The organism is Streptomyces roseus, from assembly GCF_001044425.1.
Taxonomy (GTDB): domain Bacteria; phylum Actinomycetota; class Actinomycetes; order Streptomycetales; family Streptomycetaceae; genus Streptomyces; species Streptomyces roseus.
The window spans coordinates 118869-143728 of record NZ_LFML01000122.1 but is presented as its reverse complement, the minus strand read 5'-3'; the positions used below and the strand labels follow the sequence as shown (position 1 = coordinate 143728).

The 24860-nt window shown below is 72.7% G+C and carries 20 protein-coding genes, 1 tRNA gene and 1 pseudogene; 8 read left to right on the top strand and 14 right to left on the bottom strand.

The genetic code is table 11. The features are described 5' to 3' along the window. Nucleotides 1-71: 71 nt before the first annotated feature. Together recD2 and ACS04_RS27205 are read left to right on the top strand one after the other, a co-directional pair. Nucleotides 72-2318, top strand: coding sequence for an SF1B family DNA helicase RecD2 (gene recD2, locus ACS04_RS27210; protein WP_048479417.1), 2247 nt, complete (start codon nt 72-74; stop codon nt 2316-2318). Nucleotides 2319-2500: 182 nt separating this feature from the next. After that, a complete protein-coding gene (locus ACS04_RS27205; RefSeq protein WP_048479416.1) occupies nt 2501-3790 on the top strand; it encodes a citrate synthase in 1290 nt (429 codons plus the stop codon). A 380-nt stretch (nt 3791-4170) separates the two neighbouring features. On the opposite strand, the gene ACS04_RS27200 is transcribed toward ACS04_RS27205, so the two are convergent. The 5 genes from ACS04_RS27200 to ACS04_RS27180 all read right to left on the bottom strand — a co-directional run bounded on the left by ACS04_RS27200 (nt 4171) and on the right by ACS04_RS27180 (nt 9317). Beyond that, nucleotides 4171-6450 (bottom strand): heavy metal translocating P-type ATPase, encoded by a 2280-nt coding sequence (locus ACS04_RS27200; RefSeq protein ID WP_048479415.1) that lies wholly within the window; start codon nt 6448-6450, stop codon nt 4171-4173. 90 nt (nt 6451-6540) lie between these two features. After that, nucleotides 6541-6777, bottom strand: coding sequence for a heavy-metal-associated domain-containing protein (locus tag ACS04_RS27195; protein ID WP_048479414.1), 237 nt, complete (start codon nt 6775-6777; stop codon nt 6541-6543). A gap of 166 nt (nt 6778-6943) precedes the next feature. After that, nucleotides 6944-7144: a helix-turn-helix transcriptional regulator gene (locus ACS04_RS27190; protein WP_048479413.1), complete on the bottom strand. Its 201-nt coding sequence runs from the start codon at nt 7142-7144 to the stop codon at nt 6944-6946. Nucleotides 7145-7373: 229 nt separating this feature from the next. Continuing rightward, a complete protein-coding gene (locus ACS04_RS27185; protein WP_048479412.1) occupies nt 7374-8384 on the bottom strand; it encodes a Gfo/Idh/MocA family protein in 1011 nt (336 codons plus the stop codon). An 18-nt stretch (nt 8385-8402) separates the two neighbouring features. Next, complete coding sequence (locus tag ACS04_RS27180; protein WP_048479411.1) at nt 8403-9317, bottom strand: sugar phosphate isomerase/epimerase family protein; 915 nt, start codon at nt 9315-9317, stop codon at nt 8403-8405. 80 nt (nt 9318-9397) lie between these two features. Here ACS04_RS27180 and iolC point away from each other — a divergent pair, with 80 nt between their 5' ends. Genes iolC through ACS04_RS27160 form a run of 4 tightly spaced genes read left to right on the top strand, consistent with a single transcriptional unit; the run spans nt 9398 to nt 14613 of the window. Then, nucleotides 9398-10309: a 5-dehydro-2-deoxygluconokinase gene (iolC, locus tag ACS04_RS27175; RefSeq protein WP_048479445.1), complete on the top strand. Its 912-nt coding sequence runs from the start codon at nt 9398-9400 to the stop codon at nt 10307-10309. A gap of 20 nt (nt 10310-10329) precedes the next feature. Then, nucleotides 10330-11235 carry a 5-deoxy-glucuronate isomerase gene (iolB, locus tag ACS04_RS27170; RefSeq protein WP_053080959.1) on the top strand — a complete coding sequence of 302 codons (906 nt, stop codon included), beginning with the start codon at nt 10330-10332 and terminating at the stop codon, nt 11233-11235. Continuing rightward, a complete protein-coding gene (gene iolD / locus ACS04_RS27165; RefSeq protein WP_048479409.1) occupies nt 11232-13100 on the top strand; it encodes a 3D-(3,5/4)-trihydroxycyclohexane-1,2-dione acylhydrolase (decyclizing) in 1869 nt (622 codons plus the stop codon). The genes iolB and iolD overlap by 4 nt, the downstream gene beginning before the upstream one ends. Nucleotides 13101-13113: 13 nt before the next feature. Continuing rightward, a complete protein-coding gene (locus ACS04_RS27160) occupies nt 13114-14613 on the top strand; it encodes a CoA-acylating methylmalonate-semialdehyde dehydrogenase (protein ID WP_048479408.1) in 1500 nt (499 codons plus the stop codon). Nucleotides 14614-14691: 78 nt separating this feature from the next. On the opposite strand, the pseudogene ACS04_RS27155 reads toward ACS04_RS27160, so the two are convergent. From ACS04_RS27155 to ACS04_RS27125, 7 genes and pseudogenes are all read right to left on the bottom strand, one after another. After that, nucleotides 14692-14954: pseudogene (locus tag ACS04_RS27155) on the bottom strand (XRE family transcriptional regulator); the annotation flags it as partial. A 13-nt stretch (nt 14955-14967) separates the two neighbouring features. Then, nucleotides 14968-16008, bottom strand: coding sequence for a WxL protein peptidoglycan domain-containing protein (locus ACS04_RS27150; RefSeq protein WP_048479407.1), 1041 nt, complete (start codon nt 16006-16008; stop codon nt 14968-14970). A 148-nt stretch (nt 16009-16156) separates the two neighbouring features. Further along, nucleotides 16157-17449: a hypothetical protein gene (locus tag ACS04_RS27145; RefSeq protein WP_048479406.1), complete on the bottom strand. Its 1293-nt coding sequence runs from the start codon at nt 17447-17449 to the stop codon at nt 16157-16159. A 363-nt stretch (nt 17450-17812) separates the two neighbouring features. Next, nucleotides 17813-19075, bottom strand: a complete 1263-nt coding sequence (locus ACS04_RS27140) for a S8 family peptidase (RefSeq protein WP_048479405.1) — start codon at nt 19073-19075, stop codon at nt 17813-17815. Between the two features lie 112 nt (nt 19076-19187). After that, entirely contained in the window at nt 19188-19601 is a 414-nt protein-coding gene (locus ACS04_RS27135; RefSeq protein ID WP_048479444.1) for a GNAT family N-acetyltransferase, read from the bottom strand. A 115-nt stretch (nt 19602-19716) separates the two neighbouring features. Next, nucleotides 19717-20415, bottom strand: a complete 699-nt coding sequence (locus ACS04_RS27130) for a 4'-phosphopantetheinyl transferase family protein (RefSeq protein WP_048479404.1) — start codon at nt 20413-20415, stop codon at nt 19717-19719. Between the two features lie 117 nt (nt 20416-20532). Next, a complete protein-coding gene (locus tag ACS04_RS27125; RefSeq protein WP_048479403.1) occupies nt 20533-21063 on the bottom strand; it encodes a hypothetical protein in 531 nt (176 codons plus the stop codon). A gap of 278 nt (nt 21064-21341) precedes the next feature. On the opposite strand from ACS04_RS27125, the gene ACS04_RS27120 reads away from it, so the two are divergent. Further along, nucleotides 21342-21818, top strand: a complete 477-nt coding sequence (locus tag ACS04_RS27120) for a phospholipase (protein ID WP_048479402.1) — start codon at nt 21342-21344, stop codon at nt 21816-21818. Between the two features lie 117 nt (nt 21819-21935). On the opposite strand, the gene ACS04_RS27115 is transcribed toward ACS04_RS27120, so the two are convergent. After that, nucleotides 21936-22697, bottom strand: a complete 762-nt coding sequence (locus ACS04_RS27115) for a class I SAM-dependent methyltransferase (protein WP_048479401.1) — start codon at nt 22695-22697, stop codon at nt 21936-21938. Nucleotides 22698-22837: 140 nt separating this feature from the next. Next, nucleotides 22838-22910: transfer RNA gene (locus ACS04_RS27110), tRNA-Arg, on the bottom strand. A 332-nt stretch (nt 22911-23242) separates the two neighbouring features. Between ACS04_RS27110 and ACS04_RS27105 the strand changes: the two genes are divergently transcribed. Next, nucleotides 23243-24859, top strand: coding sequence for a GTPase domain-containing protein (locus ACS04_RS27105; RefSeq protein ID WP_048479400.1), 1617 nt, complete (start codon nt 23243-23245; stop codon nt 24857-24859). Nucleotide 24860 lies beyond the last annotated feature (1 nt).

Sequence of the window (24860 nt, the reverse complement as noted above, 5' to 3'; positions counted from 1 at the left end):
CCCCCTTCTGGGTTCCCAGGGTTTGTCCACAGGCCTGACGGGCTGTCGGCGCCGGACGGTAGCTTCGTGCCATGGCAACCAACGGGGCGGTGCAACTGGCGGTGGTCGAGGGGGTGCTCGAGCGCATCACCTACGCCAACGAGGAGAGCGGGTACACGGTCGCCCGCGTCGACACCGGCCGCGGCAGCGGGGATCTGCTCACGGTCGTCGGCTCCCTGCTCGGGGCGCAGCCCGGCGAATCGCTGCGCATGGAGGGCCGCTGGGGGTCCCACCCCCAGTACGGCAGGCAGTTCACCGTGGAGAACTACCGCACCGTGCTCCCCGCGACCATCCAGGGCATACGCCGCTACCTCGGCTCCGGCCTGATCAAGGGCATCGGACCGAAGATCGCCGACCGGATCGTGGAGCACTTCGGCACCGACACCCTCGACGTGATCGAGGAGGCGCCGAAGCGGCTGATCGAGGTGCCGGGCCTCGGCCCCAAGCGGACCAAGCTGATCGGCGCCGCCTGGGAGGAGCAGAAGGCGATCAAGGAGGTCATGGTCTTCCTCCAGGGCGTCGGCGTCTCCACCTCCATCGCCGTCCGCATCTACAAGAAGTACGCCGACGCCTCCATCTCCGTGGTCAAGAACCAGCCGTACCGCCTCGCCGCCGACGTGTGGGGCATCGGCTTCCTGACCGCCGACCGGATCGCCCAGGCCGTCGGCATACCGCACGACAGTCCCGAGCGGGTCAAGGCCGGACTCCAGTACGCCCTGTCCCAGTCCACCGACCAGGGGCACTGCTTCCTGCCCGAGGAGCGCCTCATCGCCGACGGGGTCAAGCTGCTCCAGGTGGACACGGGACTGGTCATCGACTGCCTGGCCGAACTGGCCGCCGATCCGGAGGGCGTCGTCCGGGAGTCCGTGCCCGACCCGCAGGGCGGGCCGTACCCGCTGACCGCCGTGTACCTGGTGCCCTTCCACCGGGCCGAGCTGTCGCTGGTCGGGCAGGTCCGGCGGCTCCTGAACGCGGAGGACGACCGGATGCCGGGCTTCCAGGACGTGGACTGGGACAAGGCCTTCGGCTGGCTGGCCGGCCGTACGGGGGCCAAGCTTGCCCCCGAGCAGCGGGACGCCGTCACCCTGGCGCTGACCCGCCGGGTGGCCGTCCTGACCGGCGGCCCGGGCTGCGGGAAGTCCTTCACCGTGCGCTCGATCGTGGAGCTGGCCCGGGCCAAGAAGGCCAAGGTCGTGCTCGCGGCGCCCACCGGGCGGGCCGCGAAGAGGCTCGCGGAGCTCACCGGGGCCGAGGCCTCCACCGTGCACCGGCTGCTGGAGCTCAAGCCGGGCGGGGACGCGGCGTACGACCGGGAGCGCCCGCTGGACGCGGACCTGGTCGTCGTGGACGAGGCCTCGATGCTGGACCTGCTGCTGGCGAACAAGCTGGTCAAGGCGGTGGCGCCGGGTGCGCACCTGCTGCTGGTCGGGGACGTGGACCAGCTGCCCTCGGTCGGCGCCGGCGAGGTGCTGCGGGACCTGCTGGCCGAGGGCGGGCCCGTACCGGCGGTCCGCCTCACCCGGATTTTCCGGCAGGCCCAGCAGTCGGGCGTGGTCACCAACGCCCACCGGATCAACACCGGCGTGCCGCCGATCACCGACGGGCTGCCGGACTTCTTCCTGTTCGCGGAGGAGGACACCGAGGAGGCCGGGCGGCTCGCGGTGGATGTGGCCGCCCGGCGGATTCCGGCCAGGTTCGGCCTCGACCCGCGCCGCGACATCCAGGTGCTGGCCCCCATGCACCGGGGCCCGGCCGGTGCCGGAAACCTCAACGGGCTGCTCCAGCAGGCCATCACCCCGGCCCGGCCCGACCTGCCGGAGAAGCGGTTCGGCGGCCGGGTCTTCCGCGTCGGCGACAAGGTCACCCAGATCCGGAACAACTACGAGAAGGGCGCCAACGGGGTCTTCAACGGCACGGTCGGCGTGGTGACCGCCCTCGACGTGGACGAGCAGCGGCTGACGGTGCGGACGGAGGAGGACGAGGAGGTCGGCTACGAGTTCACCGAGCTGGACGAGCTGGCGCACGCGTACGCCGTCACCATCCACCGCTCTCAGGGGAGTGAATATCCGGCCGTGGTGATCCCCGTCACCACCGGCGCCTGGATGATGCTCCAGCGCAACCTGCTCTATACGGCGGTGACCAGGGCGAAGAAACTCGTCGTGCTGGTCGGGTCCCGCAAGGCGCTCGGCCAGGCGGTGCGTACCGTTTCCGCAGGCAGGAGGTTCACGGCGGTCGCGCCGAGGCTGTCCGGACGGCTACCGGTGGGGAACATCACCTAGATGATCGATCATTTGGGGTTCACGCACCGGTGCGGAGGGGGCAGGATGAGCTGGTTGAAGGCACTCAGTGCCGTCAAAAGCACCAAAGGCCGACCCCGAGTGCACTCTCCTGCGCCAAATGGGGGAAGGTAGAGGCAGTCAGGGCACCTCGAAGAAGAGGCACTACGTCGGTGAGGGATGACGTGAGCGACAACTCTGTAGTACTCCGGTACGCGGACGGTGAATACACCTACCCGGTGGTCGAAAGCACCGTCGGTGACCAGGGCTTCGACATCTCGAAGCTGAGGGCCCAGACCGGGCTCGTCACCTTGGACAGCGGCTACGGCAACACCGCCGCCTACAAGTCCGCGATCACCTACCTCGACGGTGAGCAGGGCATCCTGCGCTACCGCGGTTACCCGATCGAGCAGCTGGCCGAACGCTCGACCTTCATCGAGGTCGCGTACCTGCTGATCAACGGTGAGCTGCCGACCGTCGACCAGCTCGCGTCTTTCCGCAACGAGATCACCCAGCACACGCTGCTGCACGAGGACGTGAAGCGGTTCTACGACGGCTTCCCGCGTGACGCGCACCCGATGGCGATGCTGTCCTCCGTGGTCAGCGCGCTGTCGACGTTCTACCAGGACAGCCACAACCCGTTCGACGAGAAGCAGCGCCACCTCTCGACGATCCGCCTGCTGGCCAAGCTCCCGACGATCGCGGCCTACGCGTACAAGAAGTCGGTCGGCCACCCGGTCGTCTACCCGCGCAACGACCTCGGCTACGTCGAGAACTTCCTGCGCATGACGTTCTCCGTGCCGGCCCAGGAGTACGACCTGGACCCGGTCGTCGTCTCGGCGCTCGACAAGCTGCTGATCCTGCACGCGGACCACGAGCAGAACTGCTCCACCTCCACCGTGCGCCTGGTCGGCTCCTCGCAGGCGAACATGTTCGCCTCGATCTCCGCCGGCATCTCGGCCCTGTGGGGCCCCCTGCACGGTGGCGCCAACCAGTCCGTCCTGGAGATGCTGGAAGGCATCAAGAACGACGGCGGCGACGTCGACGCCTTCATCCGCAAGGTGAAGAACAAGGAAGACGGCGTCCGCCTCATGGGCTTCGGACACCGCGTCTACAAGAGCTTCGACCCCCGGGCGAAGATCATCAAGGCCGCGGCGCACGACGTCCTCTCGGCGCTCGGCAAGAGCGACGAGCTGCTCGACATCGCACTCAAGCTGGAAGAGCACGCGCTGGCCGACGAGTACTTCGTCGAGCGCAACCTCTACCCGAACGTGGACTTCTACACCGGCCTGATCTACCGGGCCATGGGCTTCCCCACCGAGATGTTCACCGTGCTCTTCGCGCTCGGCCGCCTTCCCGGCTGGATCGCCCAGTGGCACGAGATGATCAAGGAGCCGGGTTCCCGCATCGGCCGCCCGCGCCAGATCTACACCGGCGAGGTCCTGCGCGACTTCGTCCCGGTCGAGGCCCGCTGACCCGAGGCACTCAAGGCTTGCGAAAAGCGCCCCGCCGTCGATCCCCCCACGGGTCGACGGTCGGGGCGCTTTCCTGTCCCCGGAACGGATTCCCCCCACGGGACCCGAGCCGGGGTGTCGGCGAGGAGCGCACGCGCGGCGCGCTCCGATGGGTGTCTGCCGGGACCCGTACGGGTCGGGAGGGCCGCTCAAAGCACCCCGTTGGGCACGCGTCCCGGCCGGCTGATGCCCGGACGTCCCCCAAGACCCCCGTGAACGTCCCCCAAGACGTTCTTGGCATCGCCCCATTAGACCCACTGCGGTGCCGGATGGTTACGTTGCAATCACTGTGATCTGCGTCTCCCGTGAAGGAAGTGTGCGCAGCGTGAGGAGAAGATCCCTCAACGGAAGGTTCGCAACCGCAGGCTGTTGCTCACCACGAAAACGGAGGAGAACGCCATCGCCGCCCCCGCAATCATCGGGTTGAGCAGGCCGGCGGCCGCGAGCGGCAGGGCCGCCACGTTGTAGCCGAAGGCCCAGAACAGGTTCCCCTTGATGATCGCCAGGGTCCGCCGGGAGAGCCGGATCGCGTCCGCCGCCACCCGCAGATCCCCCCGTACGAGTGTCAGGTCGCCCGCCTCGATCGCGGCGTCGGTGCCGGTGCCCATCGCCAGGCCCAGGTCCGCCTGGGCCAGCGCGGCCGCGTCGTTGACCCCGTCGCCCACCATGGCGACCGTGCGGCCCTGCGCCTGGAGCCGGCGGACGACGTCCACCTTGTCCTCGGGCAGCACCTCGGCGATCACCTCGTCGATGCCGACGGCACGGGCCACCGTCTCGGCGACCGCCTTGTTGTCGCCGGTCAGCAGCACCGGGGTCAGGCCCAGCGCGCGCAGCCGCGAGACCGCCTCGGCGCTGGTCTCCTTGACGGCGTCGGCGACGGTCAGCACGCCGCGGGCCTCGCCGTCCCACGCCACCAGGACGGCGGTGCCGCCCTCGGCCTCCGCGGCCGCCCGGGCCTGCGCGAGGGCGGCGGGCAGCGGGATCGACCAGTCGGCCAGCAGCCGCTCGCGGCCGACCAGGACGGCGTGTCCGTCGACCACGCCCTGGACGCCGAGGCCGGCGAGGGACTCGAAGGACTCCGGGACCGGCAGGGCGCCCGCCCTCTCGGCGGCTCCGGTGGCGATGGCCCGGGCGATCGGGTGCTCGGAGGCGTGCTCCAGCGCGCCCGCGAGGCGCAGCAGTTGCCGCTCGTCCACGCCCTCGGCGGGGTGCGCGGCGGAGAGGGTCATCCGGCCGGTGGTGACCGTACCGGTCTTGTCGAGCACGACCGTGTCCACGCGGCGGGTGGACTCCAGCACCTCGGGACCCTTGATCAGGATGCCGAGCTGCGCGCCGCGCCCCGTGCCGACCATCAGCGCGGTCGGTGTGGCCAGGCCCAGGGCGCAGGGGCAGGCGATGATCAGGACGGCCACGGCGGCGGTGAAGGCGGCGGTGGGGTTGTCGGTGATCAGCAGCCAGGTGACCCAGGTGCCGAGGGCCAGCACCAGGACCACCGGTACGAAGACCCCGGCGATCCGGTCGGCCAGGCGCTGCACCTCGGCCTTGCCGTTCTGTGCCTCCTCGACCAGATGGGCCATCCGGGCGAGCTGGGTGTCGGCGCCGACCCGGGTGGCCTCGACGACGAGGCGGCCCGAGGTGTTGACGGTGGCGCCGGTGACGGAGTCGCCCGCGGAGACCTCGACCGGGACGGACTCGCCGGTCAGCATCGAGGCGTCCACGGCGGAGGCGCCCTCGACGACCGTGCCGTCGGTGGCGATCTTCTCGCCGGGCCGGACGACGAACCGGTCGCCGACCGCGAGCTGCGCCACCGGGATCCGTACCTCGGCCCCGCCGCGCAGGACGGCGACGTCCTTGGCGCCCAGCTCCAGCAGGGCCTTGAGGGCCGCGCCCGCCTTCCGCTTGGAGCGGGCCTCCAGATAGCGGCCGAGCAGGATGAAGCTGACGACTCCGGCGGCGACCTCCAGGTAGATGGAGGAGGAGCCGTCCGTACGGGAGACGGTCAGATCGAAGCCGTGCCGCATGCCCGGCATCCCGGCGTGGCCGAAGAACAGGGCCCACAGCGACCAGGCGAAGGCGGCGAGCGTGCCGACCGAGACCAGGGTGTCCATGGTGGCCGCGCCGTGCCGGGCATTGGTCCAGGCGGCCTTGTGGAAGGGGAGGGCGCCCCAGACGACCACGGGGGCGGCCAGGGTGAGCGAGAGCCATTGCCAGTTGTCGAACTGGAGGGCCGGGACCATCGAGAGCAGGACGACGGGCAGGGCGAGGGCGGCGGAGACCAGCAGCCGCTCGCGCAGGGCGGCCAGCTCGGGGTCGGGCGCGGCTACGGCCCCGGGGCCGGCGGCCCGGAGCTGCGGTTCCGGCTCCGGAGGCGGGGGCTCCTCGGCGGTGTACCCGGTCTTGACGACCGTCGCGATCAGGTCGGCGACGCGGACGCCGTCCCCGTACGAGACGCGGGCCTTCTCGGTGGCGTAGTTCACCGTGGCGGTGACCCCGTCCATCCGGTTCAGCTTCTTCTCGATGCGGGCTGCGCAGGAGGCGCAGGTCATCCCGCCGATGGCCAGTTCGACCTCGGCGGCCGCGGCCGCCGCTATGGGTCCGTCGTGCACGGTGCTGCTGCTCATGTCCGGCTCCAGGGGGAGGGCCGGGTCGTACGGAACCAGTATGAGCTGGCCGGCACGACCCGGCAGGGTGCTGCGGAGGAGAAGGGGTGATCAGCCGGCCTGGCCGGCGAACTCGTACCCGGCCTCGTCCACGGCCGCGCGCACGTCGTCCTCGGCGAGCGGGGCGGCGGAGACCACGGTGACCTCGCCGGTCGCGGCGACGGCCTTGACCGAGCTGACGCCGGGCAGGGCGGAGAGCTCGGTGGTCACCGCGCCCTCGCAGTGGCCGCAGGTCATGCCGGTCACCCGGTAGACGGTGGTGGTCTGGGTGTCCGTCTCGGCACTCATGTCGTTCTCCTCTTCAGGGGCGTGTCCGGTCGCCGGGGCGACGGCGGTGCGGGGTGTTGCCTCCCCACCGTCCTCCCGACTATCGAAGACTATACCCCTAGGGGGTATCAATGCGAGCGTCGGGGGCGGTGTCCGCGCCGCAGGGCGCCGGGGCCGCTGCCGGGGCTCAGTCCTCACGGCGGCCCCGGTTGCCGGGGCGGCGGGCCACCCAGGTGCGGATCGTGTCGGCGTACCAGTAGGGCTTGCCGCCTTCCACGTGGTCGGGGGAGGGGAGCAGCCCGTGCTTGCGGTACGAGCGCACCGTGTCCGGCTGGACCCGGATATGGGCGGCGATCTCCTTGTACGACCACAGCTGTCGGTCGCTCATCCACGACACCTCCTTGTCCACGTGGCGGGGCCGGCCGGGAGGCCGTCGGGGGAGCCGACGCGTGGACAGTGACGATCACTCGGGTTGTGCCCGGAGAACGACAGAGGGTGAAGGCAGGGGGGCTCCTGTCGACTGCCTGTGACGAAATACCCGCGTAATGGGGATATGCGTGACACGAGAGAGACGCCTGTGACACATGCGGCACAACGGCGGGGAGTGGCAGGGGGGTTCAGCGGTAGAGGGCGGGGCGCTCCACCAGCTCCACCGGAGTCCGTACGCCGTTGTGCGCGGCGGCGAGCCCCGCCGCGGAGACGGCGGCCGCCGCGTAACCGTCCCAGGCGTCGGGACCGGCCACCCGGCCCTGCGCGGCCGCGGCCACCCAGCGCCGCAGCTGGCGGTCGTACGCGTCGGCGAAGCGCACGGTGAAGTCCTGCGGGATCTCCCCGTAGCCGCGGCCCCCGGAGCGGACCAGCATCGTCTGCCCCTCGCCGATCTGGGCGCTGCCGGACTCGCCGACCGCCTCGCAGCGGACCTCGTAGCCGAAGCCGCAGTTGACGAAGATCTCCACGTCGACGATCGCCCCGCCCGCGGTCTCCAGCAGCACCAGCCGCGGATCGCGCAGCCCCTCGGGGGCCGCCGAGCTGGGCGTGGGGGAGAGCACCGAGACCGCCGTGATCTCCTGCCCCAGCAGCCAGCGCGCCGCGTCGACCTCGTGCACGACGGAGTCGGTGATCAGCATGTCGCTGGTGAAGAAGGAGGGCGAGGAGGCGTTGCGGTGCCGGCAGTGCAGGAACAGCGGCCGGCCGATCCCGCCCGCGTCCAGCAACTCCTTCAACCGCTCGTACTCGGCGTCGAACCGCCGCATGAACCCCACCTGCACCAGGCGGCGGCCCAGCCGCTGTTCCGCCTCCATCACCCGCAGCGCCCCCGCCGGATCCGGGGTCAGCGGCTTCTCGCACAGCACCGGCAACTCCCGTCGCAGGGCGTGCAGGATCGCCTCCTCGTGGGCGGGCCCGGGGGAGGCGATCAGTACGGCCTGTACTCCGGGTGCCGCCATCGCCGCCGCCGGATCCGTGTGCGCGCTCGCCCCGTCCAGGCCCGCCGCGACCGCCTTGACCCGGTCCCCGTCCGGATCGGCCACGGCCACCACCCGGGCCCCGCCCACCGTCCGCCCGATCCGGCGGACGTGGTCGGCGCCCATCTTCCCCGTCCCGATGACGGCGATGCCCAGCGTGCTCATCTCGTGTTCCCTCCGGGGTCAGCGGGCGCCGCAGGAGCGCAGGTAGGCGCGGGTGCGGCGGGCGATCGGCAGCGGCCGGTCGGGCGGGCACGGGTACATGTCCTGTTCCACGATGGCGAAGAGGTCCACCCCGAGCCGCTGCGCGGCCGCGAGGACGGGCTCCAGCGCGGGCACCCCCGACGGCGGCTCGCACATCACCCCCCGGGCCACGGCCGGCCCGAAGGGCAGCTGCTCCGCCCGGACTTCGGCGAGGATCCGCGGGTCGACCTGCTTGAGGTGGAGGTAGCCGATCCGCTCGGCGAACGTCTCGACGGCCTGGACGCTGTCGCCGCCGCAGTATGCGTAGTGCCCGGTGTCCAGGCAGAGGGAGACCAGCTCCGGGTCGGTGGCGTCCAGGAAGCGGGCCACATTCTCGGGGGTGTCGATGTGCGTGTCGGCGTGCGGGTGGACGACGATCCGCAGCCCGTACCGGTCGCGCACCTCGCGGCCCAGGCGCTCGGTCTGCGTGGTCAGTTCACGCCACTGCCCGGGGCTGAGGGTGCGGTCCTCCAGCACCTTGCCCGTCTTGTCGTCGCGCCAGAAGGACGGGATGACGACGAGGTGGCCCGCGCCCACCGCCTGGGCGAGCGCCGCGATCCGCGACACGTGCTCCCAGGTGTCCTCCCAGACCCCGGGCCCGTGATGGAGTCCGGTGAAGACGGTGCCGGCGCTCACGCGCAGACCCCGTCGCGCGGTCTCCTCGGCGAGGCGGGCGGGGTCGGTCGGGAGGTAGCCGTACGGGCCCAGCTCGATCCACTCGTACCCGGAGTCGGCGACCTCGTCGAGGAACCGCTCCCACGGGGTCTGGAGCGGATCGTCGGGGAACCAGACACCCCAGGAGTCCGGAGCCGAACCGATGCGGATACGGGTCAACGCGGGCGGGGAGGAGGTCATGACGGCCACCTTAGGGGGCGAGACGAGTGGGAGGACTGCCTGTGACGACCGCGGACGATGTCACGTTCGACCTGATCACCATGGGGCGGATCGGGGTGGATCTCTACCCGCTGAGAACGGGTGTACCGCTGGCGGAGGCGGACACGTTCGGGAAGTTCCTGGGCGGCTCGCCCACCAACGTGGCCGTCGCCGCGGCCCGGCTGGGCCGCCGGGTGGCGGTGATCACCCGGACCGGAGCGGACCCCTTCGGCGCCTATCTCCGCGCCGAGCTGCGCGCATTCGGAGTGGACGACCGGTGGGTGGGGGAGGTGGCGCGCTACCCCACCCCGCTGACGTTCTGCGAGATCTTCCCGCCCGACGACTTCCCGCTGTACTTCTACCGGCTGCCCAAGGCCCCCGACCTGGAGATCGAACCGCATGAGCTGGACCTGGCGGCCGTACGGGCCGCGCGGCTGTTCTGGATGACGGGCACGGGCCTGAGCGCGCAGCCGAGCCGCTCCGCCACCCTCGCCGCGCTGGAGGCGCGCTCGAAGTCCGGGATCACGGTCTTCGACCTCGACTGGAGGCCGATGCTGTGGGAGGAGGATCCGGGAGAGGCGTACGCGCGGGCGCTCGGCCTGGCCACGGTGGCGGTCGGGAACGTCCAGGAGTGCGCCGTCGCGACCGGCGAGAGCGAACCGCGGGCCGCGGCGCGGGCGCTGCTCGCGGCCGGGGTGGAGCTGGCGGTCGTCAAACGCGGGCCGGAAGGGGTGCTCGCCCTGCGGCGGGACGGAACCGAGGTGGAGGCCGCCGCGGTGCCGGTGGACGTGGTGAACGGGCTCGGCGCCGGGGACGCGTTCGGAGGCGCCCTGTGCCACGGCCTGCTGGCGGGGTGGGAGCTGGAGCGGGTGCTCCGTTTCGCCAACGCGGCGGGGGCGATCGTGGCTTCGAGGCTGGCGTGCTCGGCGGCGATGCCGTACGCGAAGGAAGTGGAGGAGGTGCTGGAGCCGTGACGCTGACGGCATCGCACGAGATGGAGTTCGCGGCGCTGCGGGTGCTGGAGCTCGGGCCGGGGGAGGTCCACGCGCACGCGTGCGGGGACCGGGAGTGGATCGTGCTCCCGCTGGCCGGGGGCTGTACCGTCCGCTGCGCGGAGCCGGCCGCCGCCCGCCCGTCTCCCGGTCACCGCGGCCCCGCCCCGGACCCCGCCCTGGACGCAGCTCCGCACCCGCCGGCGCGTGCGGACCGGCAGGTGTTCGAACTGCGCGGGCGGGAGGACGTGTTCGGCGGGCCGACCGACTTCGCGTACCTGCCCCGGGACGGGCAGGCCGAGATCGGGTCCACCGCCGGAGGCCGGTTCGCGCTCGTCGGGGCGCGGTGCGAGAAGGTACTGCCCGCCCGGTACGGGCCGGCCGGCGCAGTCCCCGTCGAGATCCGCGGAGCCGGCCAGTGCTCGCGCCAGGTCAACAACTTCGCCGCCGCCGGCGTCTTCGACTGCGACCGGCTGATCGCCGTCGAGGTGCTCACCCCCGGCGGGAACTGGTCCTCGTACCCGCCCCACAAGCACGACGAGTTCCACCCCGGCCGCGAATCCCGCCTCGAAGAGGTCTACTACTTCGAGATCGCCCCGCACGGCGACACGCCCGGCCTCGGCTACCAGCGTGTCAGCCCGTCCCCCACCGGGAAGACCGACATCCTCACCGAGGTGAGGAGCGGGGACGCGGTGCTCATCCCGGACGGCTGGCACGGGCCCTCCATCGCCGCGCCCGGGCACGACATGTACTACCTCAACGTCATGGCCGGTCCCCCCGGCCAGCCCCGCGCCTGGCTGATCCGGGACCACCCCGACCACGCCTGGATCCGGGACACCTGGACCGGGCGGGAAGCCGACCCCCGGCTGCCCTTCCACCGACCCCGAGCGGAGGACGCGACCCCATGAGGCTCACCGTCGCCCAGGCCCTCGTACGGTTCCTGGCCGCCCAGCACACCGAGCGCGACGGGCACCGCCGGCGGCTGATCGCCGCCACCTGGGGCATCTTCGGACACGGGAACGTCGCCGGCATCGGGCAGGCCCTCCTGGAGAGCGGACCGCGCGACATGCCCTTCCTCCAGGGGCGCAACGAGCAGGCCATGGTGCACGCCGCCGTCGGGTACGCCCGCCAGCGCGGGCGGCTCTCGGCCCACGCCGTCACCACCTCGATCGGGCCCGGCGCCACCAACCTCGTCACCGGGGCCGCCCTCGCCACCATCAACCGGATTCCCGTCCTCCTCCTGCCCGGGGACGCCTTCGCCACCCGGCCCGCCGATCCCGTCCTCCAGCAGCTGGAGGCGGCCCACGCCGGCGACGTCTCGGTCAACGACACGCTGCGCCCCGTCTCCCGCCACTTCGACCGGATCACCCGCCCAGAGGCCCTGATCCCGGCCGCCCTCCAGGCGATGCGGGTGCTCACCGACCCCGTCCAGACCGGTGCGGTGACGCTGGCGCTGCCGCAGGACGTCCAGACCGAGGCCCACGACTGGCCGCCCGAGTTCTTCGCCGAGCGCGTGTGGGCCGTACGCCGGCCCCGGCCCGACCGGGACGAGCTCGCCCGCGCCGCCGCGGCCGTACGGGGCTCCGCGCGCCCGCTGGTCATCGCCGGCGGCGGGATCCGGCACAGCGCGGCCCAGAGCGCGCTGGCGGAGTTCGCCGGGGCCACCGGGATCCCGGTCGCCTCCACGCAGGCCGGCAAGGGGGCGCTCCCGTACGACCACCCCGCCGACGTCGGCGGCATCGGGCACACCGGCACGGCCACCGCCGACGAGCTGGCCCGCGGCGCCGACCTGGTCATCGCCGCCGGGACGCGGCTCACGGACTTCACCACCGCCTCGGGGACCCTGTTCCAGAACCCGGCCGTCCGCTTCCTCGGGCTCAACATCGATCCGTACGACGCCCACAAACTCGCCGGCCAGCCGGTGGTCTGCGATGCGCGGGCGGGCCTGGAGGAGCTCCGGGCCGCGGTCGCCGGGTACCGCGTGGACCCCGGGTACGAGACGGCGTACAAAGAGCGGAAAAGCGGATGGGAGCTGCTGGTCGACCGGGCCTACGCGGCCCCCGACGAGGACCGGGCCCCGACGCAGGCGCAGGTGCTCGGGCTGCTCGACGCGGTGGTCGGCCCCGAGGACATCCTGATCAACGCCGCCGGCTCCCTCCCCGGCGACCTGCACAAACTGTGGCGGTCCCGCTCGGCCGACCAGTACCACGTGGAGTACGGGTACTCCTGCATGGGCTACGAGATCCCGGCGGCGATCGGAGTCGCGCTCGCCGCCCCCGGCCGCCCGGTCTGGGCGCTGGTCGGAGACGGGACGTACCTGATGAACCCGACCGAGCTGGTCACGGCCGTGCAGGAGGGCGTCCCGATCAAGGTGGTGATCCTCGACAACCACGGCTACGCCTCCATCGGCGGCCTCTCCGGGACGGTGGGCGCGGAGGGCTTCGCCACCGCGTACCGCTTCCGGGCGCAGGACGGTTCGTACACCGGTGCGCCGCTGCCGTTGGACCTCGCGGCCAACGCGGCCTCCCTCGGGGTGGCCGTGATCCGCACCCGCACCATCGGTGACCTGCGGAAAGCCCTCGCGGAAGCGCGTGCGGCGGACCGCCCCACATGTGTCTACGCACAGACCCGAACACCCGACACTGTGTCGGGCCCGCCCCCGGCACAGGCGTGGTGGGATGTTCCTGTGGCCGAGACCGCGACACGGAAATCCGCGGCCGCGGCCCGCGAAGAGTACGACCGGCAAGCCGCGCAGCGACGTCGCCATCTGTGAAGGAGCAATAGGCATGAAGACCGTCAACCACTGGATCGGTGGCAAGACCGTCGAGGGCGCGTCGGGCAACTACGGCCCGGTGACCGACCCGGCCACCGGCGAGGTCACCACGCAGGTCGCGCTCGCCTCGGCCGACGAGGTCGACGCGGCCGTACAGGTCGCCCGGGAGGCCTTCCAGACCTGGGGCCAGTCCTCGCTGGCCGCCCGCACCAAGGTGCTCTTCGCCTACCGCGCCCTGCTGGACGCCAACCGCGACGCGATCGCCGAGCTGATCACCGCCGAGCACGGCAAGGTCCACTCGGACGCGCTGGGCGAGGTGGCGCGCGGCCTGGAGATCGTCGAGCTGGCCTGCGGGATCACCACGCAGCTCAAGGGCGAGCTGTCGACCTCCGTCTCCAGCCGGGTGGACGTCTCCTCGATCCGCCAGCCGCTGGGCGTGGTCGCGGGCATCACCCCGTTCAACTTCCCGGCGATGGTGCCGATGTGGATGTTCCCGCTGGCCGTGGCCTGCGGGAACACCTTCATCCTCAAGCCGAGCGAGAAGGACCCCTCGGCCGCCAACAAGCTGGCCGAGCTGGCCTCCGAGGCCGGTCTGCCGGACGGTGTGCTGAACGTCGTCCACGGTGACAAGGTCGCCGTCGACGCGCTGCTCGCCCACCCGGGCATCGCGGCCGTCTCCTTCGTCGGCTCGACGCCGATCGCCCGCCACATCCACACCACCGCTTCCGCGAACGGCAAGCGGGTCCAGGCACTGGGCGGCGCCAAGAACCACATGCTGGTGCTGCCGGACGCCGACCTGGACGCGGCCGCCGACGCGGCGGTCTCGGCCGCGTACGGCTCGGCCGGCGAGCGCTGCATGGCGATCTCGGCGGTCGTCGCCGTCGGATCGATCGGCGACGCGCTGGTGGAGAAGATCCGCGAGCGCGCCGAGAAGATCAAGATCGGCCCCGGCAACGACCCGGCCTCCGAGATGGGACCGCTGATCACGGCCGCCCACCGCGACAAGGTCGCCTCGTATGTGAAGGGCGCGGCCGAGCAGGGCGCGGACGTGGTCCTGGACGGCACGGGGTACACGGTCGGCGGGTTCGAGAACGGCCACTGGATCGGCCTCTCGCTGCTGGACAACGTCAAGACCGACTCGGACGCCTACCGCGACGAGATCTTCGGACCGGTGCTGTGCGTGCTGCGCGCCGAGACCTACGAGGAGGGTGTGGCGCTCATCAACGCCTCGCCGTTCGGCAACGGCACGGCGATCTTCACCCGTGACGGCGGCGCGGCCCGGCGCTTCCAGCTGGAGATCGAGGCGGGCATGGTCGGCGTCAACGTGCCGATCCCGGTGCCGGTGGGCTACCACTCCTTCGGCGGCTGGAAGGACTCGCTCTTCGGCGACCACCACATCTACGGGAACGACGGCATCCACTTCTACACCCGCGGCAAGGTCGTCACGACCCGCTGGCCGGACCCGTCCGAGGCCCCGGCGGGCGTGGACCTGGGCTTCCCGACGTCTCGATAGTGCCTGACGCCTGACAGGCGCCCCAAACACAGGACCCCCGGCCCACCCTCACCGGCCGGGGGTTCCTGCCGTCCCGGGCTACTCGGGGGCGCGGCTGTACTGCTCCAAGACCGCCTTCGACGTGGACTCGTCCACCAGCCGCAATTCCCACGGCCCGGTGTTCACGTCGAAGTCCTTCCCGAATCCGACCACTTGCCGGCGATGCGTCGGCCGGTCGGCTCGACCAGGAGCTGAACGGCCCCGTGGTAGCGGGCGCCGTTGTAGTAGCCATCGCTCGCGGTCTGCTCCACCCACGACCCCGTGACCACGTTCCTGTCCACGGTGAGGTCCAGGGTCAACGGACACCCTCGCCCGTCAACGGGTGGGGGCCAAGTCCTGGGCGGGCTCGTACGGTTGCGAGGGGGCGCGGCGGCGACGCCGCAGGATCAGGAAGGTGAGCGCGGCGCCCGCCAGTACCAGCAGCGCGCCGAAGGCCGGCCACGGCACGGCGATGAACTCCGCCTCCGACGCCGACGCGAGGTCCGGGTAGGCCGTCGCCCCGGCCGAGACCCTCACGGTCACCCGGTCCGACTGGGGTGCGTCCGCCCAGGGTTCGGTCAGCTCGATCCGCTGACCGGGCAGCAGCACCAGCTTCAGCTCGCGGGCCGGCCGGTCCAGCACCGTACGGCCGAACAAGCCCTCGGCGGACACCGCCACCTTGGGCTCGACGACCACGTTGCCCCGGTTGACCAGCGCGTACGAGACCGTGGCGCGGGCGGTCCCGACCCACGGCAGCAGCGGCGCGGAGCGGCTGACCTCGACGTCCTCCACGCTCAGCCCCGGAGTCACGGGTCCCGGCACCCGGAAGTACAGCCGCGAGCCGACCTGCCGTTTCACCCCGACCTGGACCTTGCCCTCCTGCCGGACGCCCTCCACGGCGGTGTTGAGGGCGACGATCCCGCCGACGTGGTCGCCGGGCGTCGCGTCCACGGGGACCCTCACCGTGAACGGGATGTCCTTGCGGCTCTTGGGCGGCACGGTGACGGTGGTGGCCGCCTCGGGCGCCAGCGCGATCCACGCGCCCACGTCCTTGGGCTTCTGTTCCACCGGCAACAGCGCGAAGGCGCCGCCGGCCGGGGTGTTGACGGCGTCGGTGGCGAAGACCTGGAAGGTCAGCTCCCTGTCCGAGGAGTTCAGGACGGTCACGCTGTCGCTGACCGTGGTCCCGGCCGCGCCCTGGTGGAAGAAGTACGCGCGATCGGTCATCGCGGCGCCGGCCGGGGGCGTCGGGAACACCCCCCAGGTGCCGTTGTCCGCGGCCGTCGCCCGCGTGGCCGGCCCCAGGAGCAGGCCCGCGACCAGCAGCAACAGGGCGAGGAGCGGACCGTACGGAGCGATGCGGGGGCGGGGACGCATGGGCGGTTCTCCAGTCGGCGCGGGGGCGGAAGGCGAAGGGGTGGTGCGGCGCCGGGGCGCCGCACCACCCTGGGTGCGCTGTTCCTGCGGGGTCAGGCGGTTCCTGCCGGTCAGGTGCTACCTGGCCGGTCAGGTGGTTCTTGCCCGGTCAGGCGATCGAGAAGGTGACCACCGTCTGGTAGGTGTCCGCGAACATGAACGGCGGGAGCTGGATCATCCCGGCGCCGCCGACGGCGAACTCACCGCCGGTCAGCTCGTCCCCGCCGGCCGCCTGCGAGGCCACCTTCAGCGGGGTCTCGGAGATCGCGCCGGGCGTGCCCGCGGTGCAGGTGCTCGGGCTGTCCGGGTTGGTCACCGTGCAGGACGGCTGGATGCCGATCTGCGCCTTGGCCATCGAGTGGCCGGTCGTCTGGTTCAGGAAGGGCGTACGGGTCGCCGTCACGTCCCAGCCGAGGGTGCCGCCGCGGAAGTCCTGGACGGTCGCGGCGTTGAACACGCCGACCACGGACTGGGCCTTGCCGTTGATGGTGACCGAGGGGAAGGCGACGGCCGGCTGGCCGTCCTTCGGGCCGAGCGCCAGCGGGCCGGGGAGGACCTCGATGTCGACCGGGTTCTTCACGCCCGCCTGGTCCTCCAGGTACACGAACGACTTGTACGGGGTGACCGAGCCGTCGATCTTTATGGCGTCGGCCTTCTTGGTGACCGTGAGGTTGCAGGTGGCGGCGCCGCTCGCGTCCGCCGTGCCGGTCCCGGTGTCACCGGTCGCCGCGCCCGCGAGCAGGGCGGAGCAGGTGACGGGGCCTGCCGGGAAGTTGGCGCCGCTCACGGTGACGGCCGTACCGGCCTTGCCGCTGTTGGGCGTCAGCTTGGTGGTGACCGGGTCCTTGGGCAGGGCCTCGACGGCGACCGAGCCCAGGGTGGCGCTCGGGCGGGGCGCCGGGGTGCAGGTCGTGGTGAAGACGGAACCGCTGAGGTCCGCGTCGGTGACGGCCAGGTCGAGCTTGACGTCGACGGTGGTGCCCTCGGTGCCGTCCGGGATCCTGATGGTCCCCGAGAACGACTTCGGGTCGAGGGGGGTTCCGGCGACGACGCTGACGGTCTCGGGCGGGCTGGTGACGACCTGGGTGGTCGTGCCCACCTTGAGGGTGATCTTGGTGGTGTTCACCGTCGTGACGGAGAAGCCGGGGATCAGGGGGCTCGCACCCGGGTCGATCGTGATCGGTACGACGTCGCCGGCCTTGGCCGTGCCGGGCACCGTGATCGTGTAGTTCTGGTTGCCCGAACCGTCGGGCTGCGGCGCCGGGGCGTCGCAGTTCTCGAAGACGGGGGTGGTCACGGTCGCCGCCTGTGCGGTGCCGGTCAGGCCCACCACGCCGCCCGTCAGCGCGAGGGACAGGGCGCCGGCCCCGGCCAGGATTCTTCGTCGGAACGTTGTACTCACTGGGTCGCGACTCCTTCGTCAGACGAACCCCTCCCCCCACCCGCTGTGTGGGGGAGGACGAGCCGGTGCGGTGGCCGACATTGACGCGTCGCGGTGATGAGAAGTCAATGGCTTGCTTTCGCCCGAAGCACACACACATTGATGTCCCATCAGGCCGGGTCGTCAGGGGTGCGGGGCGGGTGGGATGGATGGGATGCGGGCGGGGGCCGGGCGGGCTTCGACCTGGTGCGCAACCGGTACGCCGAGCCGGGCGGGTGGGACGTTACGGATCACGCCGGCCAGGGCCGCCGGCCGATCGTGTCGGCTGTGGGCCTCCGCCGGTCAGGCCCGTCGGCCGGACCGGCCTGATCGACGAGATACCCGCTACGGGGTGTCCGATCCCGCGGACGCCGCCGGGGCCGGGGCCGGGGCCGCGGCCGGCTGGTGGTGGAGCAGGAGGTTCACCGTGCCGGCCGGGACTCCGGTGAGGCGGTCCCGTACGGCGTCGCGCACCAGCACGGCGGAGACCTCGGCGGGGGTCCGCGCCCCGCCGCCCGCCGCGATGCCCTCCGCCAGGATCAGCGCGGCGACGCCCGCCGCGTGCGGGGCCGCCATGGAGGTCCCGGAGGCGCGGGCGAGGGTGGTCGCCGAGCCCTTCCAGGCCGAGGTGACGGCCACGCCCGGCGCCACGAGGTCCACGCAGCTGCCGTAGCTGGAGAACGGGGCCCAGCGGTCGGCGGCGTCGGCGGCGCCGATCGTGAGCGCCGTGGGGGCGGCGGCGGGGGAACCGGTGCAGGCGTTGCCGGCGGAGTTCCCGGCGGCGACGGTGAAGGTGATCCCGGCGGCGACCGCCCGGGTCACCGCCGCGTCGAGGGCGCGGCTGCGGGTGCCGCCCATGCTCATGTTGGCGACCGCGGGGGTGCCGGGGGCCTTGACGGCGTCCTTCACCATCCACTCCAGACCGCCCAGGATGGAAGTCAGCGACCCCGACCCCTTGCAGTTGGCGACCTTGACCCCGACCAGGGAGACCCCCTTCGCCACCCCGTACGTCGCCCCGCCCAGGGTCCCCGCGACGTGCGTGCCGTGGCCGTTGCAGTCGCCGGAGGTCTCCAGGAACACCCCGTTGTAGCCGAGGCGGGCCCGGCCCCCGAACTCCTGGTGGCCGGTGTTGATCCCGGTGTCCACGACGTAGGCGGTGACGCCCCGCGCGGTGGTGGCGTACGTGTACGAGCCGTCGAGGGGGAGCTCGGACTGGTCGATCCGGTCCAGGGGCCACGGCGCCGGGCTCTGCGCGTCGCTGATCCGGAACTCGGCGTCCGGTTCCACCGAGGCCACCCGGGGGTCGGCGGCCAGAACTGCGGCGCGGGCGGCGGTGGTCCGGACGGCGAAGCCGCTGAGGACGGTGTCGTAGACCTCCCCGACCCGGTCGCCGGAGGCCGCGGCCTCGGCGGCCACGGCGCGGGTCGGGGCGCGGGAGGTGGTGTCCTTCAGGACGACGACGTACGGGGCGGTGGCGGCGGAGGCGGCTACCGAGGAAGCGGGCGGGGCGGAGGCCGGGGTGTCGGCGGCGGGTGCGGGGTGCGGCGGCAGGGCGGTGGCAGCCGCCAGCAGGGCGGCGGCCGGGAGCAGCGCAGTGAATGCGGTCATGCGCCCGATGCTCGGCGAGCCGCACCCCGCCCGCGCGGAGGGTGCGCCGACTGGCCCCAGGACACGCCGCCGAACGGGTGTCCGGTCCCCGGTCCGATCGGGAAGGCGGGCGTCAGCCGGAGAGGGGCCAGCCGCGCATCGCAAAGACGCCCTCGTCGCGGGAGCCGGCGGCGGCGTACGTGGCCAGGGCGGCCTCGTTGTCGGTGTCGACCCCCACCCACATGCCGTAGCAGCCGCGCGCCTTGGCCTCGGTGGCGAGGGCCTCGGTCAGCGCGCGGCCGATGCCGCGCCGCCGGTAGCCCTCGTCGACGCTGAGCTCGTACAGGCACATCTCCGTGCCCTTGTCGGGGTGGCTCATCTCGACCCCGGACACCATGCCGGCGGGGATCTCGTCGACGTAGGCGATGAGCATCAGGTGTCCCGGCGCGGTGAGGAAGCGCTCGGACCAGTCCAGTCGGGCGGGGCCGTCGAAGAGCCCCTCCGCGGCCTGGAGTTCGGCGACGGTACGGGCGGGGCGGATGTCCATGGCCGTCACGATAGGCGCCGGGCGTCGAGCGGACAGCTTGATTTCGGTCCGGCGTGGCGGGGGCGGGCGCGCCGCGGGGGCGCCCCGAGGGAGCGCGCGCCGCGGTGCGGGGCCGTTACGCGCGCAGGGCCAGGGCCGCCGCGTACCCCGGGGGAGCGGAGAGGTCGGTGAGGTGCCAGCCGGGGACCGGGGACGGGGTGGCGCCCGCGCCCACGTAGGGCTCGGCCACGCCCAGGGCCAGGCCGGTGCCCGTGCCCTTGAAGTAGGCCTCCTTGCGCGACCACACGCGGCTCAGCGCCTCCGCCCGCTCGGCCGCGGGCAGCGCGGAGAGCTCCGCCGTCTCGGCCGGATGCAGGGTGGTCAGTACGTCCTCCACGGCGGCCGCGCTCGGGAGCGCCTCCACGTCGACCCCGACCGGTGCCGCCGCGAACGCGAGGTACGCCAGGTCCCCGCTGTGCGAGAGCGAGAAGTGCACCTCTCCGCCCGCCACCGCCGGCCGCCCGTGCGGGCCGTCGCAGCACGGACAGTCCTCCCGGACCAGGACGACGTCCTGTGGGGCCTGCCCGAGGTAGCCGCCGAGCAGCACGCGCAGTCCCACGTGGGAGGCGAGGTACCGGTGCCGGTCCCCGGCCCGCACCATCAGGGCGGCCCGCTCCCGTTCGCCCGCGTCCAGGATCGCCGGTGCCTCGTCGATCCGGTGGCCGCCGACCGCGTCGAGGGTGGTGTCCAGGGACCACACCGCCACGGCGTTCCCCGCCGGGGCCGCGCCGATCCGGGGGAGGTCTTCGCCGAGTCGGTTCACGTACGTACTCACCCGTTGAGCCTAGACGAGCGCCGATCCGATCCGGTCCGGCCGGCCCGGTCAGTTGCGGTGCGGTGCGGTGCGGTGCGGTCCGGTCCTTTGTGGTCCGTTGTGGTCCGGACGGGCGGCCTAGCCCTGGCTGCCGGCCCGGGCCGTGGCCGGGGGGTTGTCCTGGGGCCGGGAGCCCGGCGACGGGGTGCCGTCGGTCCAGGCGTAGACGCGCTTGCCGCGCACCGCCACCTGGTACTGGTGGACGTCCCGGCATTCGGGCCGCTCCTCCGCCCGGGTCCCGTTCGGCCACCACTTGGCGTTCAGCCGCCGCCCGCCCATGTCCTTCGGCGTGCCGGCCGTGCACTGCGGCCCGTCCAGCGGGGTCGTCCCGAGCGTGAAGCGGATCAGCCGGGCCTCGTCCTGCGCGCGCGTGCGTATGCGTATGTCCGTGGCGTCCTTGGGCACCCAGGACGGCAGCGCGAAGGCCGCGTTGCCGCGGGTGGGCGCGGGCGCGTCGGCGGCGGTCGCGAAGTGCTTGCTCTTCTCCTCGAAGACCTTGTCGTTGATGGAGTCGGTCAAGGGGTTGGGCGGGAGGTTGGGCAGCGCGAGCGCGGCGGCGGCGACGACTCCCACGGTGACGGCGGCGATGGCGAGGGGACGGCGTTTCATGTGATCAGTCTCGGCTGCCCGCGCCCTCGTGCGCGTCCCTCCGCAGGACGAGCCTCTTCTCTGCCGGAAGTCTGACACCGCGTGCTACCTGAGAGCTGCACGTCCTCCAAGCGCCCTGCCCGCCGCACTCCTTACCGGCCGCCCACCCCGCCACCGGCGCCCGGCGGGCGCCGTTATAGCGGCGTTGGGCGGCGGCGCTAGTCCGCCCCCCGACGGTGGGATCCGACGCCGTACCGGGTTGCCTCCCGGCGGCCCCCACCCCGTCCTGGAGGAATGCCATGCGCCGTCGTCTCGTTCCCGTCCTCGCATCGGCGGCCGCGGCCGGCGTGCTGTTCGCCGCCACTCCCGCATCCGCGGCGGTCCCGGCCGACAAGCCGCAGGTCCTGAGCGGTTGGACGCAGACCAGCGCCGCCAGTTACAACGCCTGGGTCGCCGCGCGCGGAAACCAGGGCAAGTGGTCGGCCTACGGGTTCGACTGGTCCACCGACTACTGCTCCTCCTCGCCCGACAACCCCTTCGGGTTCCCCTTCCAGACCGCCTGCGCCCGCCACGACTTCGGTTACCGCAACCACAAGGCCGCGGGGGTGTTCCCGGCCAACAAGGCCCGGCTGGACGACGCGCTCTACGCGGACCTGAAGCGCGTCTGCTCCGCGTACTCGGGTGTGAAGAAGGGCTCCTGCGACAGCACCGCCTGGACCTACTACCAGGCGGTCAAGGCCTTCGGGGTCTCCCCCCAGGACGCGCCCGTCGCCTGAGCCCCGTCCTGATCGGCCCCGGCGCCCCTACCTCGCGGAACGGCCCGCGCCTGGCCCCCACCGAACACGCCCCCCACGAAAGCGGTGTTCGCCCCCCAGCGATCCCAGTCCACCGGACTACGTCAAGGGCCGCTCCGGCCGACCCGCCCGCGCCACCCGCAGGTCGACGACGTAATGCTCCGCGACCGTCCCCCCGGGGAACAGCCGCAGCAGCCGCTCCCTCTCCCGGACCAGGAACTCACCGGTCCCCGGCAGGCCGACCAGGAAGAGGGAGTGGGTCGCCAATTTGGCGAGGTGGGCGTCGACGCCGATCCGGCGGGACCAGCGCAGCGACCGGGTGGTGAACTCCAAGCCGCTCTGCGACCGGGGGTGTTCGTTGACGTACCAACCGGGGCCGAATTCCTCCTCGATCCGCGCCTGCTGGCCGGCGATCCACTCGATCCCGGTGTCCGGGTCGTTGGACCAGACGGCCAGCGCCCCGCCGGGCCGCAGTACGCGCAGGGCCTCCGGCCCGGACCGTGCCGGATCGGTCCAGTGCCAGGACTGCGCGTACGTCAGGAGGTCGAGGGACCCGGACGCGAACGGCAGCCGGTCCCCGTCCCCCCGTACGAGTGGTACCTGCGGATGGCGGCGCCGGAACTCGTCGGCCATGGCGGCCCCGGGTTCGACGCCGACCACGGCGGCCCCGCGGTCATGCAGCAGCCGGGTGGCGATGCCCGTCCCGGCGCCCACGTCGGCGACCCGCGCCCCGGCGAGCGCCACCCCGGAGACCTCCTCCAGGACGTCGAACAGCCCGTCCGGATACGAGGGCCGGTGGTCCGCGTACCGCCCGGCCGCCGACCCGAACGACCGCGCCCGCTCAACAGCTCCGTCCGCCACCCGCCCACCTTCCCGCACCACCCCGCCCCCGCACCAGGGCGCGGAAGGGGGACGGCCGGTCCCGTCCGCATGCGGACAAGCGGATTCCGGACACACGAAAGCCCTCCCCGGGGGGAGGGCTTGGGATGCGGCGTGAAGAGTGCCCCCGGCAGGACTCGAACCTGCGGCCAAGTGCTTAGAAGGCACCTGCTCTATCCACTGAGCTACGGGGGCCGGAAGGTGGCCGTGGTGGCCTGGAGCCCCGGGGTGGGGGTGGGACTGTCGTCCGGACCGGGTCAAGGATAGGGCTCCGGCTGCCTTGTCCCGGTTGCTTCACCCGCGTGCCACGATGTGGAGGTTCGGTGAAGCGGTCCCGATAATCGCAGGCAGGTGCGATTCTCGCACCGCTTTTGCGCCGCGGCGCCCCTGGTGTTGTGCACTCGTTATGCCCGGGTCCCACTCGTCCGGTGTGCCCGAAAGGTCTCACTGGACTCGCGATCGGCGCGCAGAGGGCCTATAAGCTTCAAAAATGGTCCCAAATTGGGCATTCTTCGCATGTGGTGACCTTGGATGTTCGGCCTCAGCTGCTCGATGCCCTGTCCGCCCTGCGCGACCGGGTCGCGTCCGTGCGTCTGCCGCTGCCCCTGCCCGGCGCCCCGCGCGCCCGCCAGACCAGAGCCGAGCTGCTGGCGCAGCTCGACGACTACCTCGTACCCCGGCTGAAGGCGCCCGAGGCGCCGCTGCTCGCCGTCGTCGGCGGGTCCACCGGGGCCGGCAAGTCCACCCTCGTCAACTCCCTCGTGGGACGCCAGGTGAGTGAGGCCGGCGTCCTGCGGCCCACCACCCGCGTGCCCGTACTCGTCTGCCATCCGGACGACCACCACTGGTTCGCCGGCCTGCGCGTGCTCCCCGACCTGATGCGGGTCTGGGCCCCGCCCGGCGAGGACGACCCCCTCCCCGGCTCCCGAACCCGCGGCCCCTCCCGCGGCTTCGGGACCACCGCCGCCACCCGCGAACTGCGCATCGAGACCGCCGCCGGCCTCCCGCGCGGGCTAGCCATCCTCGACGCCCCCGACGTCGACTCCCTCGTGGTCGAGAACCGGACCCTCGCCGCGCAGCTCATCTGCGCCGCCGACGTCTGGGTCATGGTGACCACCGCCTCGCGGTACGCCGACGCCGTCCCCTGGCACCTGCTGCGCACCGCCAAGCAGTACAAGGCCACCCTGGGCATCGTCCTCGACCGGGTCCCGCACCAGGTGCTCGCGGAGGTCTCGCGCCAGTACGGGGCCCTGCTCACCCGGGCCGGCCTGGGCGACGTGCCGCGCTTCACGGTGCCCGAGCTGCCCGAATCGGCCGGCGGGGGCGGGCTGCTGCCCGCCAGCGCCGTCGCCCCGCTCTTCGCGTGGCTCGCCCACCACGCGCAGGATCCCGCCGCCCGCCAGTACGCCGTCGGGCGGACCGCGCTCGGCGCGCTGGACTCCCTCGGGCGGCGGATGCCGGAGCTGGCGTCCGCGGTCGCCGCCCAGCACGCCGCCGCCGTACGGCTGACCTCGGCCGTCGAGGACGCGTACAAGCGGGAGGGCAAGCGGGTCCGGGCCCGCCTCGACCAGGGCGCCGTACTGGCCGGGGACGCCCTGACGCGGTGGCGCGGCTACCCCCTCGACACGAGCAACGACGAACTGCTCGACTCGCTCGCCGAGTCGCTCGCCGCGCTGCTCCAGTGCGCCGTGGCCGCCGCCGACGAGCGGATCGCCCAGGCCTGGCGGCGCGAGCCGGCCGCCGGGGCGGTACGGCTGCCCGGGCCCGACCGGGAGGCGGCGGAACGTATCGGCATGGCCGTACGGCACTGGCGGCGCGTCCTGGAGGAACTCGCCGAGGAAGAGGTCTCCCGGCTCGACAAGCAGCCCGCGCCCGACCCCGACGGGGTGGCCGCCCTCCTCGTCGCGGCCCTCCTCGGCGGCAAGCGGGCCCGCCCCGCCGGCGAGAAGCTCGCCGAGCGGATCGGCGTACAGGCCGCCGTACGACTGCGCGACCGGGGCGGGGAACTGGTCGCCGACCACCTGGAACAGGTGCTGCGCGGCGAACGGGACCGCCGGCTGGCCCCGCTGGAGGCGCTCGAAGTGACGCCGGAGCCGCAGGCCGAGCTGATCGCCGCGCTGTCCCTACTGCAGAAGGAGAGGTGAC